A 15,410-nucleotide genomic window follows, 5' to 3' on the forward strand; every position below is an offset into this window, starting at 1 on the left:
GAACAGGCTCAGTTCCTCGGGGGCCGCTCGTCGTCCTCGCGTGCGAAGACCTGGAGCATCCAGGACGAGAACGACCCGGTGACCGCGCCGAGCAGGGCGAGGCCGCCGGCCATCATGCCCACCGCGATCGTCCGCCCGAACCGGGTCACGGGGACGACATCCCCGTATCCCACGGTGCTCAGGGTCGCGCACGTCCACCACACGGCGTCCCCGAACGTCTGCATCGTCGTCTCGGGCGCCCCGCGCTCCTGCTGGTAGACGGCGAGCGCGCCGGAGAAGCCGAGGAGCGCGGCGGACAGGCCCGCGTACACGATCACGCGCGCGTGCAGCGCCAGCCGGGGCCGGCCGTGCCGGCGCTGCACCGCCTCGTAGAGCCGGACCACACGCAGCGGCCGCAGCAGCGGCAGGAGCAGCACCAGCGTGTCCAGCCAGTGCGCCCGCACGAAGCGCAGCCGCTGCCCGCTCAGCCGCCAGCGCACCGCGTAGTCCACGGCGAACAGCGCCCAGGCCGTGAAGAGCGCGGCCTGGCACAGGCGGCGCCACCCGGTGCCGACGCCGGGCCCCAGCACCAGGACCGCGTACGCGCCGAGGAAGATCAGCGACGCCACGGCGAGCGGGACCTCCGCGCGGCGCTCCCAGCGGGCTGCGGGGCTGTCGTCGTACACCGGCCCAGCTTCGCCCCGGAGCCGGTTGCCGCAGCCCCGACGACACGCCGCGAACGGGCGAAGCCATATGCTGCCTAGCATGACGAGTGAGCCGGAGCAGCAGATCGGAGTGGGGACGCAGGACGCGTTCCAGCGCCTGTGGACACCCCACCGGATGGCCTACATCCAGGGTGAGAACAAGCCGACCGGCCCGGGGGCCGACGACGGCTGCCCCTTCTGCGCGATCCCGGCCAAGTCCGACGAGGACGGGCTGATCGTCCGCCGCGGCGAGCACGTGTACGCGGTGCTCAACCTGTACCCGTACAACGGCGGCCATCTGATGACCGTGCCCTACCGGCACGTCGCCGACTACACCGATCTGACCGGGCCGGAGACCGCGGAGCTGGCCGAGCTGACCAAGCAGGCGATGACGGCGCTGCGCACCGCGTCGGGCGCCCAGGGCTTCAACATCGGCATGAACCAGGGCGCCGTCGCGGGCGCCGGCATCGCCGCCCACCTCCACCAGCACATCGTGCCCCGCTGGGGCGGCGACACCAACTTCATGCCCGTGGTCGGCCACACCAGGGTGCTGCCGCAGCTGCTGGCCGACACGCGCACCATGCTGGCGCAGGCGTGGCCGACGCCCTGAGACGCTGGCCGGTGGCCGCTACGCGTCGTACAGATCGGCCTTCCGCGGCGACGGGTCCTGCACGTTCGAGCTGAGGAACGCCGAACGGGCGCCGAACTTGTCCGTGTCCACGCCGTGCTCCCCCAGCACCCGGATCGCCGCGGAGTGCACCACCCGCAGGACCGGCGCCGCCGCCCGCAGCGCGTCGTCGGCCATGAACCGGTGCCGCCACGGCTTGTCCGCCCACGCGTGCCGCAGACCGAACGGCTCGGGCAGCCCCAGCGAGCCGCCCAGCCAGTTCAGCAGCGGCGGATACCAGGTGAGCGGTGCCCTCGCCGCGAGCCGCACCACCTCGTCGGTGCCGACCAGCGGCAGCTTGATCGACCGGGTCTCCCATGGCTTGAAGGACTTGGTGACCACCTTCGTCGGAGCCTCCGGCTTGGAGGTGAACAGCGAGTGCACCGGCCCCAGCGCATGCCCCGTCACCTCGATGCGCAGCGTCTGGTGCAGCACGGTGACCGTGATCAGCATGGTGATGATCAACTGCCCGTCCCACAGCGTCCACTGCACGCCCAGGTAGTACCGGTCGCCGCCGCCGAACTGCTGCTTGTTGCAGATCTCCTGTATCGCGTGCGGCTTGACCTGGAACGCCTCGACGTCCGCGCCCTCCGGGCGGGAGACCGCCTTCGCGTTCTCGCCGATCGGCGTCACGATCCAGTGGCGTATGGACGGCTTCGGGAAGCCGCCGGTGTTCAGCGGGCCGCGCTCCAGCAGCCCCAGCTGGTCGTGGATCGCGCGGATGACGTCCCAGCTGCGGAACGGGTGGATCTCCCGGGTGGGGTCGGCGGGCAGCAGGTCCTCGGCGAGCTGCCAGCTGCCCCAGCGTGTGCCCATGCCGAGTATGCCCTTGGGCCCGGCGTAGAAGACCGAGTTGGACTGCTGCTCGGCGCTGAGCCGGGCCAGGGACTGGCGCAGCTCCTCCGCGGCCGTCTCGCCCGGGCTGCTCGGCACGGCCTCCGGGACCTTGGCGCCGACGCTGGTGCCGGAGAGCAGGCCGTCCCAGCGCGCCCGCAGGTCCTTCGCCGCGCGCTCGCAGATCCGCCGGGCCCAGAACCAGCCGAGCACCGGCAGGACGGCCGCCGCGCGCGCGTACCAGCCCCAGAACCCGGTGAACGGCATGCGGATCAGGAAGATCAGGACGACCGCGCCGACCGCGACGAGCAGGGCGGTGGCGAGCGCCCCGGCACGCTTGGCGTCCCGCTTGGCCATGAACGTACGCAGTTGGAAGACCAGCAGCCAGACCAGCAGGCCGGGCAGGACGAGCAGGCCGCACAGCACCATGACGGTGCTGAGCTGGTTGTCACGGGTGCGGCGGATGTTGTTGGCCGCCAGACAGTGCTCCACGACGACCTGCGGTTCGGAACCGAAGGACTGGATCAGCGGTTTGCGCCCGGAGCCGAGCATGCGGTCGGCCACGGCCCGTGAGAAGGCCTCGCCGAGATTCGGCTTGAACAGGGCCATCCGGCCGGCCTTGACGGTGGACTGGTGCCACTCGTTGTCGGCCTTCTTGATGTCCTCCAGCGCACTGTCCCGGTAGGCGGCCGAGGCCAGCGCGTAGGTCGCCGCCTGGCTTCCGTCGCCCGCGATGGGTACCTGTGGCCCGTCCCACTCGGTTCCAATCGACATGCCCGCCCCCGATCGCCGCCGGTGTCGCTCCTGCGGCCTTCCCGACTTCCTTGCTCCGCACACCTGTTGAACAGGTCGTGGTGCCGATTCTGCACGACCTGATCAGGTGATCAGCGTATCCGCAGCCACCGACATCCGTCGGCGGACCGGTCAAAGACACCTGCTGGCCGTCAGACTCCGGGAACGCTTCGGCCACAGACGAGCGGCCCAACGCGCCCAGCCCCTCGGGCCCTTCGCGCGCTCGGCCGCTCGGCACCGGTGCCCCTCCGGCCCGCTCGGCGCGGGCGCGCGAAGGACATCGCCGCGTCCGCCGCCGCCCACGCGACCTCGCTCAAGCCGGCGGCGGACTCCTCAACCGGCCGCCTACGAGGCATCCTTCGCCTGCGCGCGGATCTTCTCCGCGATCTGCGCCGGCATCGGCTCGTGCCGGGCGTACGAGCGGCCGAAGCGTGCCGTGCCGTGCGAGAGGGACCGCAGGTCGACCGCGTACCGGCCGATCTCGAACTCGGGCACCTCGGCCCGCACCAGCGTCCGGCCCGTGCCCACCTGTTCGGTGCCCAGCACCCGCCCGCGCCGCCCCGACAGGTCGCTCATCACGGCGCCCACGTAGTCGTCGCCGACCAGGACGGACACTTCGGCCACCGGCTCCAGCAGATGGATCGTCGCGTCCGCCGCGGCCTCCCGCAGCGCCAGCGCGCCCGCCGTCTGGAACGCGGCGTCGGAGGAGTCCACCGAGTGCGCCTTGCCGTCCAGCAGCGTGATCCGCACGTCGACGAGCGGATAGCCGGCCGCAACTCCCTTGGCGGCCTGGGCCCTTACGCCCTTCTCCACCGACGGGATGAACTGCCTCGGCACGGCGCCGCCGACCACCTTGTCCACGAACTCGATGCCCGAGCCGCCCGGCAGCGGCTCGACCTCGATCTCGCAGATGGCGTACTGCCCGTGCCCGCCGGACTGCTTCACATGCCGCCCGCGCCCGGCGGACCGGGTCGCGAACGTCTCCCGCAGGGACACCCGGTGCGGCACCACATCGACCTGGACGCCGTACCGGCTGCGCAGCCGTTCCAGGGCGACGTCCGCGTGCGCCTCGCCCAGACACCACAGCACCACCTGGTGCGTGTCCTGGTTCTGCTCCAGACGCATCGTCGGGTCCTCGGCGACCAGCCTGCCCAGGCCCTGCGACAGCTTGTCCTCGTCCGCCTTGCTGTGCGCCCGGATGGCGAGCGGCAGCAGCGGGTCGGGCATCTGCCACGGCTCCATGAGCAGTGGATCGTCCTTGGCCGAGAGCGTGTCCCCGGTCTCCGCGCGGCCCAGCTTCGACACACACGCCAGGTCGCCCGCGACGGCGTGCGTCACCGGACGCTGCTGCTTGCCGAACGGCGTGGACAGGGCGCCGATCCGCTCGTCGACGTCGTGGTCCTCGTGGCCGCGGTCGGCCAGCCCGTGCCCGGAGACGTGCACCGTCTCGTCGGGGCGCAGCGTCCCGGAGAAGACGCGGACCAGGGAGACCCGGCCGACATAGGGGTCGGATGAGGTCTTCACGACCTCGGCGACCAGCGGCCCGTCGGGATCGCACGGCTTCAGCTCGCGCGGCCTGCCGTCGATCGTGGTGACCTCCGGCACCGCGTGCTCCGGCGGGGTCGGGAAGCCGCGGGTGACCAGATCCAGCAGCTCCACCGTGCCGAGCCCCTGGCGGGCGCCCTCGGCGGCGGGCGCGGCGGCCAGCACCGGGAAGAAAGCCCCGCGCGCCACGGCCCGTTCCAGATCGTCGATCAGCGTCTTGACGTCGACCTGCTCACCGCCGAGATAGCGGTCCATCAGGGTCTCGTCCTCGCTCTCGGAGATGATCCCCTCGATCAGCCGGTTGCGGGCGTCCTCGATCCGCGGCAGCAGGTCGGGGCCCGGCTCGGACTCCTTGCGCTCACCGGAGGAATAGTCGAACAGCCGCTGCGACAGCAGTCCGATCAGCCCGGTCACGGGTGCGTGCCCGTCGGCGGCCGGCGCCCCGCGCAGCGGCAGGTAGAGCGGGAGCACGGCGTCCGGGTCGGCCGCGCCGAACACCTCCGCGCACACCCGCGTCATCTCCTCGAAGTCCGCGCGGGCCGCCTCCAGATGGGTGATGACGATGGCCCGCGGCATGCCGACGGCCGCGCACTCCTCCCACACCATCCGGGTCGAGCCGTCCACGCCGTCCGAGGCCGACACCACGAAAAGGGCCGCGTCCGCGGCGCGCAGACCGGCCCGCAGCTCTCCGACGAAGTCGGCGTACCCCGGGGTGTCCAGAAGATTGATCTTGAAACCGTCCCATTCGACGGGCACCAGCGACAGCTGTACGGAACGCTGCTGCCGGTGCTCGATCTCGTCGTAGTCGGAGACGGTGCCGCCGTCCTCCACGCGGCCCGCCCGGTTCACCGCTCCCGCGGCCAGCGCGAGAGCCTCCACCAAGGTGGTCTTGCCCGATCCGGAGTGGCCGACCAGCACCACATTCCGTACGGACGCGGGGTGGTCGGCCGCCGTAGCCCTGCCGGCGGCCCCAGGATGTGTGTTCGCCTTGTCGCCCATGGCCTAGCCTCCCGTGCACGGTGAGGTCACAGTGGGCGCGGGACACGCATCAGCCGCGTGCGGTGGCGGCCTCGGCGACGCCCGCGGTTCTTCGAGCTTTCCACTCCCGTCACGGTGCGTCCATACGGGCGACGTGATCGCGACGCCCGCCGGGCGTCGCGGCCCGGCCGCCGATCTCCGCGCGGGTCCCGGTGCCCGGCCGTCGGCCACGCGCGCGCGTGGCTACGATGGGCCAGCCGGCGACCAGCAGGGGCCGCGCGGCGACACCGACCGTCGGGAAGGCCATGCTGAACAAGTACGCGCGTGCATTCTTCACGCGTGTCCTCACACCGTTCGCCGCGTTTCTCATCCGCCGGGGCGTCAGTCCCGACACGGTGACGCTCATCGGCACGGCCGGTGTGGTCGCGGGCGCACTGGTCTTCTACCCCCGGGGCGAGTTCTTCTGGGGCACCGTCGTGATCACGCTCTTCGTCTTCTCCGACCTGGTCGACGGCAACATGGCCCGTCAGCTGGGCCGCTCCAGCCGCTGGGGCGCCTTCCTCGACTCCACCCTGGACCGGGTCGCGGACGGCGCCGTCTTCGGCGGCTTCGCCCTGTGGTACGCGGGCGACGGCGACAACAATGTGCTGTGTGCCGTGTCCATCTTCTGCCTGGCCAGCGGCCAGGTGGTGTCGTACACCAAGGCGCGCGGCGAGTCGATCGGGCTCCCGGTGGCCGTCAACGGCCTCGTCGAACGCGCCGAACGGCTGGTGGTCTCGCTGGTCGCCGCGGGCCTGGCCGGCTTCCACAAGTTCGGCGTGCCGGGCATCCAGTGGCTGCTGCCGATCGCCCTGTGGATCGTCGCCGTCGGCAGTCTGGTCACCCTGGTCCAGCGCGTCGTCACGGTCCGCCGGGAGGCCGCCGAGGCGGACGCGGCGGCGGGCCACCGCAACCAGTCCCAGGGGAGCGAGGCCGCCAAGTGAGCGCTCAGGAGCGCCTGACGGACGCCCTGTACGGGTTCGGCTGGAGCGCCGTCAAGACGCTTCCCGAGCCGGTCGCCGTGCGGCTCGGCCGCACCGTGGCCGACCTCGCCTGGAAGCGGCGCGGCAAGGGCGTACGACGGCTGGAGAGCAACTACGCGCGCGTGCTGCCCGACGCGACCCCCGAGCGCCTTGGCGAGCTGTCGCGCGCGGGCATGCGCTCCTACCTGCGCTACTGGATGGAGTCCTTCCGGCTGCCCGCCTGGAGCCACGAGCGGATCAGCAACGGCTTCGACGCCAAGGACATCCACCACCTGACCGACGGCCTCGCCGCCGGCCGGGGCGTCGTCCTCGCGCTGCCGCACATGGCCAACTGGGACCTCGCGGGCGCCTGGGTCACCACCGCGCTGGGCACCCCCTTCACCACGGTCGCCGAACGCCTGAAACCGGAGATGCTCTACGACCGCTTCGTCGCCTACCGCGAGGGCCTCGGCATGGAGGTCCTGCCGCACAGCGGCGGCTCCGCGTTCGGCACGCTGGCCCGGCGGCTGCGCGACGGCGGCCTGGTCTGCCTGGTCGCCGACCGTGACCTGTCCGCCTCCGGCGTGCGGGTCGGCTTCTTCGGTGAACCGGCCCGGATGCCCGCGGGCCCGGCGCTGCTCGCCCAGCAGACGGGCGCGCTGCTGCTGCCCGTCACCCTGTGGTACGACGACTCTCCGGTGATGCGGGGCCGGGTCCATCCCCCGATCGAGGTACCCGAGACAGGTACGCGGGCCGAGAAGACGTCTGTCATGACACAGGCGCTGGCCGATGCCTACGCCTCGGGGATCGCCGAGCATCCGGAGGACTGGCACATGCTGCAGCGCCTGTGGCTCGCTGATCTGGACCCGCCGGAGGGAGCTTCGTGAGGATCGGCATCGTCTGCCCCTACTCCTGGGACGTGCCGGGCGGCGTCCAGTTCCACATCCGGGATCTGGCCGAGTACTTCATCGGCCTCGGCCACCAGGTCTCCGTCCTCGCGCCCGCCGACGACGACACCCCGCTGCCGCCGTACGTCGTTTCGGCCGGCCGCGCGGTGCCCGTGCCCTACAACGGCTCGGTGGCCCGCCTGAACTTCGGTTTCCTCTCGGCCGCCCGGGTACGCCGGTGGCTGCACGACGGCGCCTTCGACGTGGTGCACATCCACGAGCCGACATCGCCGTCGCTGGGCCTGCTGACCTGCTGGGCGGCACAGGGCCCCATCGTGGCCACCTTCCACACCTCCAACCCCCGCTCGCGGGCGATGATCGCCGCGTACTCGATCCTTCAGGCGGCGCTGGAGAAGATCAGTGCGCGCATCGCGGTGAGCGAGTACGCCCGGCGCACGCTGGTCGAGCACCTGGGCGGGGACGCGGTGGTGATCCCCAACGGCGTCGACGTCGACTTCTTCGCCCGCGCCGAGCCCGAGCCGCAGTGGCAGGGCGACACGATCGGCTTCATCGGCCGGATCGACGAGCCGCGCAAGGGACTGCCGGTGCTGATGAAGGCCCTGCCGAAGATCCTCGGCGCGCGGCCGGGGACCCGGCTGCTGGTGGCCGGGCGCGGCGACGAGGAGGAGGCCGTCGAGACGCTCCCCGCCGAGCTGCGCTCCCGGGTCGAGTTCCTCGGCATGATCAGCGACGCGGACAAGGCGCGTTTCCTGCGCAGCATCGACCTGTACGTGGCGCCCAACACCGGCGGCGAGAGCTTCGGCATCATCCTGGTCGAGGCGATGTCGGCGGGCGCCCCCGTCCTCGCCTCCGACCTGGACGCCTTCGCCCAGGTCCTGGACCAGGGCGCGGCCGGGGAACTGTTCGCCAACGAGGACGCCGACGCGCTCGCCGACGCGGCGGTCCGCCTGCTCGCCGACCCGGCACGCCGCACCGAACTGCGCGAGCGCGGCAGCGCCCATGTGCGCCGCTTCGACTGGTCCACGGTCGGCGCGGACATCCTGTCCGTCTACGAGACGGTGACGACGGGCACGGCAGCGGTGGCGACCGACGAACGCCCCCCAGGTCTACGCGCCCGCTTCGGCCTCGTCCGCGACCGCGACTGAGCCGAGTGGCTCGCGAGGTGGTGGCTGCGGCGCGTTGGTGGGGCGCTCGGGGGTGTGTTCCCGGGTTGGGGTCGCGTCGGCGTCGGCTGGGCCGGTGTCGCGGTGGCGCGCCTGCTTCGGCTCGGCTCGCGACGGCGACCGATCCGGGCGGACCGCGCGGCGGTGGTCGGTGTGGCGGCGGTTGGTGCGGTGGTGTGGTGGCGCACCCGGTCCCGCCTCGTCCCGGACCATGACTGAGCCTGGCGGGTTGTGCGCTGGCGGGCGGTCATGGTCAGCCTGTCCGGCGTTTGAGGACAAGGCTGTTCGGGCTTGGGTGGGGGTGTGGGGGCGGTGGCTCCCGGCGGCGGCGTTCCCAGTCGGGGGGCCTCGGCGAGGAGCAGCGGACCGTGGTTGAGCCTGGCGGGTTGTGCGCTGGCGGGCGGTCATGGTCAGCCTGTCCGGCGTTTGAGGACAAGGCTGTTCGGGCCTGGGCGGGTGTGTGGGGGCGGTAGCCCCCGGGGACGGCAACCCCAGCCTGGGCAGCCCCGGCGAGAAACAGCACCCCCAGCCCCGGCCGACCCAGCGGAGCGCACCGGTAGCCTTGCCCGCCGTGACCGCAACCCTCATCTGGATCCTCGTCGTCCTGGTCGCCGTCGGCCTCTACCTGAGCTGGACGGCCGGCCGCCTCGACCGACTGCACTCCAGGATCGACGCGGCCCGCGCCGCACTCGACGCCCAACTGCTGCGCCGGGCCTCGGTGGCCCAGGAACTGGCGACCTCCAAAGTGCTGGACCCGGCCGCCTCGATGGTGCTGTACGAGGCCGCGCACGCCGCCAGACAGGCCGAGGAGGAGCAGCGGGAGGTCGCCGAGAGCGAGCTGAGCCAGGCGCTGCGCGCCGTCTTCGCCGAGTCCCAGCAGGTCGAGGAGGTCCGCCGGGCTCCCGGCGGCGAGGCGGCGGCCCGTGAGCTGACCGAGGCGGTGCGCAGGGTGCCGATGGCCCGCCGTTTCCACAACGACGCCGTGGGCGCGGCCCGCCGGCTGCGTGAGCACCGCAAGGTCCGCTGGTTCCGGCTGGCCGGCCACGCGCCCTTCCCGCCGGCCTTCGAGATGGACGACGAGCCGCCCGCCGCCCTGGTGGACCGAGCTGGCTGAGCGGCGCCCCAAAGACAAAGGGGCGCGAGGAACTGCGCGACCAGCCACGAGGGCGCCGCAGCCGACCGACGGCACGGCGCGGCACAAACACCGGCGCGGCCTGGCACAAACACCGGCACGGCGCGGCACCAACAGCGGAGCGCTCCGCACCGGCGCACGGTCCCGGGCGGGCAGAACGATCCACCGGCTTGCCATTGGCCCTTGCTGTGGACTGGTCCGTTCACGTTTCCTCAGTGCGGCAGAAACCCTCTTGCATCGAGTGAGGTACCCCGTGTCCACCACGCTTCCCGAAAACCAGGCCCCCGAGACCGGCACCGCCCGCGTGAAGCGCGGCATGGCCGAGCAGCTCAAGGGCGGCGTGATCATGGACGTCGTCACGCCGGAGCAGGCGAAGATCGCCGAGGACGCGGGCGCCGTCGCCGTCATGGCCCTGGAGCGGGTCCCGGCCGACATCCGCAAGGACGGCGGCGTGGCCCGCATGTCCGACCCGGACATGATCGAGGGCATCATCGACGCCGTCTCGATCCCCGTGATGGCCAAGTCGCGCATCGGCCACTTCGTCGAGGCCCAGGTGCTGCAGTCCCTCGGCGTGGACTACATCGACGAGTCCGAGGTCCTCACCCCGGCCGACGAGGTCAACCACTCCGACAAGTGGGCCTTCACCACGCCGTTCGTGTGCGGCGCCACCAACCTCGGCGAGGCCCTGCGCCGCATCGCCGAGGGCGCCGCGATGATCCGCTCCAAGGGCGAGGCCGGCACCGGCAACGTCGTCGAGGCCGTCCGTCATCTGCGCCAGATCAAGAACGAGATCGCCCGGCTGCGCGGCTACGACAACCACGAGCTGTACGCCGCCGCCAAGGAGCTGCGCGCCCCGTACGAGCTGGTCAAGGAGGTCGCCCAACTCGGCAAGCTCCCCGTCGTGCTGTTCTCCGCGGGCGGCGTGGCGACCCCGGCCGACGCCGCCTTGATGCGCCAGCTCGGCGCCGAGGGCGTCTTCGTCGGCTCCGGCATCTTCAAGTCCGGTGACCCGGCCAAGCGCGCGGCCGCCATCGTGAAGGCCACCACCTTCTACGACGACCCGAAGATCATCGCGGACGCCTCCCGCAACCTCGGCGAGGCCATGGTCGGCATCAACTGCGACACCCTCCCCGAGACCGAGCGCTACGCCAACCGCGGCTGGTGACCCATGAACACTCCTGTCATCGGCGTCCTGGCCCTCCAGGGCGACGTACGGGAGCACCTCGTCGCCCTGGCCGCGGCCGACGCCGCGGCCAGGCCGGTGCGGCGCCCCGAGGAACTCTCCGGGGTGGACGGGCTGGTCCTGCCCGGCGGTGAGTCCACGACCATCTCCAAGCTCGCCGTCCTCTTCGGCCTGATGGATCCGCTCCGCGCGCGCGTGCGGGACGGCATGCCGGTCTACGGCACCTGCGCGGGCATGATCATGCTCGCCGACAAGATCCTCGATCCGCGCTCGGGCCAGGAGACGGTCGGCGGGATCGACATGATCGTGCGCCGCAACGCCTTCGGACGCCAGAACGAGTCCTTCGAGGCGGCGGTCGACGTCGCGGGGATCGCGGGCGATCCTGTAGAGGGCGTTTTCATCCGCGCCCCCTGGGTGGAGTCCGTCGGCGCGGCGGCCGAGGTGCTGGCCGAACACGAGGGTCACATCGTCGCGGTCCGGCAGGGCAACGCGCTCGCCACGTCGTTCCACCCAGAACTGACCGGCGACCACCGTGTGCACGCCCTGTTCGTCGACATGGTGCACGCGAACCGCGCGGCGGAGTCCTTGTAGGATCGCTGGCGTTCGTTGCAGAGATGGGTTACGCGAAGGAGACAGGCAGATGTCCGGCCACTCTAAATGGGCCACGACGAAGCACAAGAAGGCCGTGATCGATGCCAAGCGCGGCAAGCTCTTCGCGAAGCTGATCAAGAACATCGAGGTCGCGGCGCGGATGGGCGGCGCCGACCCGGAGGGCAACCCGACTCTGTACGACGCCATCCAGAAGGCGAAGAAGCAGTCGGTCCCGAACAAGAACATCGACTCCGCCGTCAAGCGCGGCGCGGGCCTGGAGGCCGGCGGCGCCGACTACGAGACGATCATGTACGAGGGCTACGGCCCCAACGGTGTCGCGGTGCTCATCGAGTGCCTCACCGACAACCGCAACCGCGCCGCCTCCGACGTCCGCGTCGCCATGACCCGCAACGGCGGCTCCATGGCCGACCCCGGCTCCGTGTCGTACCTGTTCCACCGCAAGGGTGTCGTCATCGTCCCCAAGGGCGATCTTGGCGAGGACGACGTGCTCGGTGCCGTCCTGGACGCGGGCGCCGAGGAGGTCAACGACCTCGGTGAGTCCTTCGAGGTGCTCAGCGAGGCCACCGACCTGGTCGCGGTCCGCAGCGCACTCCAGGACGCCGGGATCGACTACGACTCCGCCGAGGCCAACTTCGTCCCGACCATGCAGGTCGAACTGGACGAGGAGGGCGCCAAGAAGATCTTCAAGCTGATCGACGCGCTGGAGGACAGCGACGACGTGCAGAACGTCTTCGCCAACTTCGACGTCAGCGACGAGGTCATGGAGAAGGTCGACGCGTAACGCCGCCACGGACTGCACGGGCGAACGGGCCGACGGGACACACCCGTCGGCCCGTCCCTTTGCGGGGCGTTGTCGGTGGCACCCGATAGCCTGCACGAACAGCAGATCGATGGGAGGGGCGCGTGCGCGTGCTGGGGGTGGACCCGGGGCTGACCCGCTGCGGCATCGGGGTGGTCGAGGGCGTCGCGGGGCGCCCGCTCACGATGCTCGGCGTCGGTGTCGTCCGCACCCCCGCGGACGCGGAGCCGGCCCACCGGCTGGTCGCCGTGGAGCGGGGCATCGAGGACTGGCTCGACGAACACCGCCCCGAGTGCGTCGCCGTGGAGCGCGTCTTCAGCCAGCACAATGTGCGCACCGTGATGGGCACGGCCCAGGCCAGCGCCGTCGCCATGCTCTGCGCGGCCCGCCGGGGCATCCCGGTCGCCCTGCACACCCCCAGCGAGGTCAAGGCCGCCGTCACCGGCACCGGCCGCGCCGACAAGGCGCAGGTCGGCGCCATGGTCACCCGGCTGCTGCGGCTCGACGCGCCGCCGAAGCCCGCCGACGCGGCCGACGCCCTCGCCCTGGCCATCTGCCACATCTGGCGCGCCCCCGCGCAGAACCGACTCCAGCAGGCCGTGGCCCTGCACGCAGCCAAAGCACCGAAAGGCCGTACGGCATGATCGCCTTCGTGAGCGGCACGGTCGCCGCACTCGCTCCGGACACCGCCGTGGTCGAGGTGGGCGGCGTCGGCATGGCCGTCCAGTGCACGCCGAACACGCTCTCCACGCTGCGCGTGGGACAGCCCGCCAAGCTCGCCACCTCCCTCGTGGTGCGTGAGGACTCGCTGACCCTGTACGGCTTCGTGGACGACGACGAGCGCCAGGTCTTCGAACTGCTCCAGACCGCCAGCGGTGTCGGACCCCGGCTCGCCCAGGCCATGCTGGCGGTGCACACCCCCGACGCGCTGCGCCGGGCGGTCGCCACGGGCGACGAGAGGGCGCTCGTCGCCGTCCCCGGCATCGGCAAGAAGGGCGCGCAGAAGCTGCTGCTGGAGCTGAAGGACCGGCTCGGCGAGCCGGTCGGCGCCCCGGCCGTCGGCGCCCCGGTCAGCCAGGGCTGGCGCGACCAGCTGTACGCCGCCCTGATCGGCCTCGGGTACGCGACCCGCGAGGCCGACGAGGCGGTCGCCGCCGTGACCCCGCAGGCCGAGGCGGCCGACGGCGTCCCCCAGGTCGGACTGCTGCTGAAGGCCGCCCTCCAGACCCTCAACCGCGCCCGCTGACCGCCTGCGCCCCGAGTCGCAGCTAGGAGACCTCAGTGAACTGGGACGACACGACCGGCACCCCCGCCCCCGAGGGGCTGGGCGACCCCGCCGCGGAGCGGCTGGTGGGCTCGGTCGCCGACCGCGAGGACCAGGCCGTCGAGGCCGCCCTGCGCCCCAAGGACCTGGGCGAGTTCATCGGCCAGGAGAAGGTCCGCGAGCAGCTCGACCTCGTTCTGCGCGCCGCACGCGCGCGTGGCGCCACCGCCGACCATGTGCTGCTCTCCGGCGCCCCCGGCCTGGGCAAGACCACCCTGTCGATGATCATCGCGGCGGAGATGGGCGCCCCGATCCGCATCACCAGCGGTCCCGCCATCCAGCACGCCGGCGACCTCGCCGCGATCCTCTCCTCCCTCCAGGAGGGCGAGGTGCTGTTCCTCGACGAGATCCACCGCATGTCCCGGCCCGCCGAGGAGATGCTCTACATGGCGATGGAGGACTTCCGGGTCGACGTCATCGTCGGCAAGGGCCCCGGCGCCACCGCCATCCCGCTCGAACTGCCCCCGTTCACCCTGGTGGGTGCCACCACGCGCGCGGGCCTGCTGCCGCCTCCGCTGCGCGACCGCTTCGGCTTCACCGCCCACATGGAGTTCTACGAGCCCGTCGAACTGGAGCGCGTCGTGCACCGTTCGGCCCGGCTGCTCGACGTCGAGATCGAGCCCGAGGGCGCCGCCGAGATCGCCGGCCGCTCGCGCGGCACGCCCCGCATCGCCAACCGGCTGCTGCGCCGCGTCCGGGACTACGCGCAGGTCAAGGCCGACGGCTTCATCACGCGCGAGATCGCCCAAGCGGCCCTCGCCGTCTACGAGGTCGACGCCCGCGGCCTCGACCGCCTCGACCGCGCCGTCCTTAAGGCCCTGCTGAAGCTGTTCGGCGGCGGCCCGGTCGGCCTGTCCACCCTGGCCGTGGCGGTGGGGGAGGAGCGCGAGACGGTCGAGGAGGTCGCCGAGCCGTTCCTGGTCCGTGAGGGCCTGCTGGCCCGTACACCGCGCGGCCGGATCGCCACGCCCGCCGCATGGGCGCATCTCGGCCTCACCCCGCCCCGCTCGGCGGCGGCGGGAAAGGGACAACAGGACCTGTTCGGGGCGTGACGGCGAGCGCACTGGCCGGGGCAGGAACCCAGGTGCCATGCTGAGCGTTGTTCCATGCGCGCGGACTCGCCTAGACTCCGCCGATGCCGCCCTTGCGGGCGGCGCCGTCCACACCCCCAGCCACCAGGCCGCTGTCCGCCGCGGTCGTGCGAAGGAAACCCCGTCCCGTGAATACCTTGACCCTCCTCCCGTTCATCGTGCTCATCGCGGCCATGTTCCTGATGACGCGTTCGGCCAAGAAGAAGCAGCAGCAGGCCAGTGACATGCGGAACCAGATGCAGCCCGGTTCCGGCGTCCGCACGATCGGGGGGATGTACGCGACGGTCAAGGAGGTGAACGAGGAGACGGTCCTCCTCGACGCCGGTCCGGGCGTCGAACTCCTCTTCGCGAAGAACTCCATCGGTGCCGTCCTCACCGACGACGAGTACAACCGCATCGTGCACGGCATCGAGCACGAACTGAAGTCCGACGCCGACATCGTCCCGGACGACGCCTCCTCCCTCACCGAGCACGACGGGCCCGCCGACGCTGCCGCCTCCGACCAGGCCGTCGACCTCGGCAAGAAGGACGCGGCCGAGGAGCCGGCCGCGGACGCGAAGACGGACGACGACGCGAAGACGGACGCCGAGCCGAAGACGGACGCGAAGACGGACGCCGAGCCGAAGACGGACGCGGAGCCGACGGCGGACGACGAGGCGAAGAAGGCCGAAGGCGGCTCCGAAGCGAAGTAGACACGT

Annotated in this window: 15 protein-coding genes; 12 read left to right on the forward strand and 3 right to left on the reverse strand. The window is 71.9% G+C overall.

Translation table 11 applies throughout. The features are described 5' to 3' along the window. Positions 1–8 precede the first annotated feature (8 nt). Complete coding sequence (locus ABT245_RS12280; protein ID WP_351732200.1) at positions 9–665, reverse strand: potassium channel family protein; 657 nt, start codon at positions 663–665, stop codon at positions 9–11. Between the two features lie 67 nt (positions 666–732). On the opposite strand from ABT245_RS12280, the gene ABT245_RS12285 reads away from it, so the two are divergent. Beyond that, positions 733–1,293 (forward strand): HIT family protein, encoded by a 561-nt coding sequence (locus tag ABT245_RS12285; RefSeq protein WP_351732203.1) that lies wholly within the window; start codon positions 733–735, stop codon positions 1,291–1,293. An 18-nt stretch (positions 1,294–1,311) separates the two neighbouring features. Here ABT245_RS12285 and ABT245_RS12290 read toward each other — a convergent pair whose 3' ends face one another. Then, a complete protein-coding gene (locus ABT245_RS12290; protein ID WP_351732206.1) occupies positions 1,312–2,958 on the reverse strand; it encodes an AbeC-like domain-containing protein in 1,647 nt (548 codons plus the stop codon). Positions 2,959–3,321: 363 nt separating this feature from the next. Further along, complete coding sequence (locus ABT245_RS12295; protein ID WP_351732209.1) at positions 3,322–5,520, reverse strand: elongation factor G-like protein EF-G2; 2,199 nt, start codon at positions 5,518–5,520, stop codon at positions 3,322–3,324. Positions 5,521–5,747: 227 nt separating this feature from the next. On the opposite strand from ABT245_RS12295, the gene pgsA reads away from it, so the two are divergent. From pgsA to yajC, 11 genes are all read left to right on the forward strand, one after another. After that, positions 5,748–6,482, forward strand: coding sequence for a phosphatidylinositol phosphate synthase (gene pgsA, locus ABT245_RS12300; protein ID WP_351732212.1), 735 nt, complete (start codon positions 5,748–5,750; stop codon positions 6,480–6,482). Continuing rightward, on the forward strand, positions 6,479–7,387 hold the full coding sequence (locus ABT245_RS12305) for a phosphatidylinositol mannoside acyltransferase (RefSeq protein ID WP_351732215.1): 909 nt from the start codon (positions 6,479–6,481) through the stop codon (positions 7,385–7,387). The genes pgsA and ABT245_RS12305 overlap by 4 nt, the downstream gene beginning before the upstream one ends. Continuing rightward, complete coding sequence (locus tag ABT245_RS12310; RefSeq protein WP_351732217.1) at positions 7,384–8,553, forward strand: glycosyltransferase family 4 protein; 1,170 nt, start codon at positions 7,384–7,386, stop codon at positions 8,551–8,553. Before ABT245_RS12305 ends, ABT245_RS12310 begins: the two co-directional genes overlap by 4 nt. A 589-nt stretch (positions 8,554–9,142) precedes the next feature. After that, positions 9,143–9,685, forward strand: a complete 543-nt coding sequence (locus ABT245_RS12315; RefSeq protein ID WP_351732220.1) for a LemA family protein — start codon at positions 9,143–9,145, stop codon at positions 9,683–9,685. Positions 9,686–9,956: 271 nt separating this feature from the next. Continuing rightward, positions 9,957–10,868 (forward strand): pyridoxal 5'-phosphate synthase lyase subunit PdxS, encoded by a 912-nt coding sequence (gene pdxS / locus ABT245_RS12320; protein WP_351732223.1) that lies wholly within the window; start codon positions 9,957–9,959, stop codon positions 10,866–10,868. Between the two features lie 3 nt (positions 10,869–10,871). Then, positions 10,872–11,477, forward strand: coding sequence for a pyridoxal 5'-phosphate synthase glutaminase subunit PdxT (gene pdxT, locus ABT245_RS12325; protein WP_351732226.1), 606 nt, complete (start codon positions 10,872–10,874; stop codon positions 11,475–11,477). Between the two features lie 49 nt (positions 11,478–11,526). Beyond that, on the forward strand, positions 11,527–12,279 hold the full coding sequence (locus tag ABT245_RS12330; protein WP_351732229.1) for a YebC/PmpR family DNA-binding transcriptional regulator: 753 nt from the start codon (positions 11,527–11,529) through the stop codon (positions 12,277–12,279). A 122-nt stretch (positions 12,280–12,401) separates the two neighbouring features. Then, positions 12,402–12,941: a crossover junction endodeoxyribonuclease RuvC gene (gene ruvC / locus ABT245_RS12335; protein ID WP_351732230.1), complete on the forward strand. Its 540-nt coding sequence runs from the start codon at positions 12,402–12,404 to the stop codon at positions 12,939–12,941. Continuing rightward, on the forward strand, positions 12,938–13,543 hold the full coding sequence (ruvA, locus tag ABT245_RS12340; RefSeq protein WP_351732232.1) for a Holliday junction branch migration protein RuvA: 606 nt from the start codon (positions 12,938–12,940) through the stop codon (positions 13,541–13,543). The genes ruvC and ruvA overlap by 4 nt, the downstream gene beginning before the upstream one ends. A gap of 35 nt (positions 13,544–13,578) precedes the next feature. Continuing rightward, positions 13,579–14,673 carry a Holliday junction branch migration DNA helicase RuvB gene (gene ruvB / locus ABT245_RS12345; protein WP_351732234.1) on the forward strand — a complete coding sequence of 365 codons (1,095 nt, stop codon included), beginning with the start codon at positions 13,579–13,581 and terminating at the stop codon, positions 14,671–14,673. 167 nt (positions 14,674–14,840) lie between these two features. Then, entirely contained in the window at positions 14,841–15,404 is a 564-nt protein-coding gene (gene yajC / locus ABT245_RS12350) for a preprotein translocase subunit YajC (RefSeq protein WP_351732236.1), read from the forward strand. Positions 15,405–15,410: the final 6 nt, after the last annotated feature.

Source organism: Streptomyces sp. NPDC001508 (genome assembly GCF_040298665.1).
Lineage (GTDB): Bacteria > Actinomycetota > Actinomycetes > Streptomycetales > Streptomycetaceae > Streptomyces.

Coding starts and splice junctions, on each gene's coding strand:
- ABT245_RS12290 (WP_351732206.1), bottom strand. CDS start 2,958: ATGTCGATTGGAACCGAGTGGGACGGGCCACAGGTACCCATCGCGGGC.
- ABT245_RS12295 (WP_351732209.1), bottom strand. CDS start 5,520: ATGGGCGACAAGGCGAACACACATCCTGGGGCCGCCGGCAGGGCTACG.
- ABT245_RS12330 (WP_351732229.1), top strand. CDS start 11,527: ATGTCCGGCCACTCTAAATGGGCCACGACGAAGCACAAGAAGGCCGTG.
- ABT245_RS12285 (WP_351732203.1), top strand. CDS start 733: ATGCTGCCTAGCATGACGAGTGAGCCGGAGCAGCAGATCGGAGTGGGG.
- pdxT (WP_351732226.1), top strand. CDS start 10,872: ATGAACACTCCTGTCATCGGCGTCCTGGCCCTCCAGGGCGACGTACGG.
- ruvA (WP_351732232.1), top strand. CDS start 12,938: ATGATCGCCTTCGTGAGCGGCACGGTCGCCGCACTCGCTCCGGACACC.
- pgsA (WP_351732212.1), top strand. CDS start 5,748: ATGGGCCAGCCGGCGACCAGCAGGGGCCGCGCGGCGACACCGACCGTC.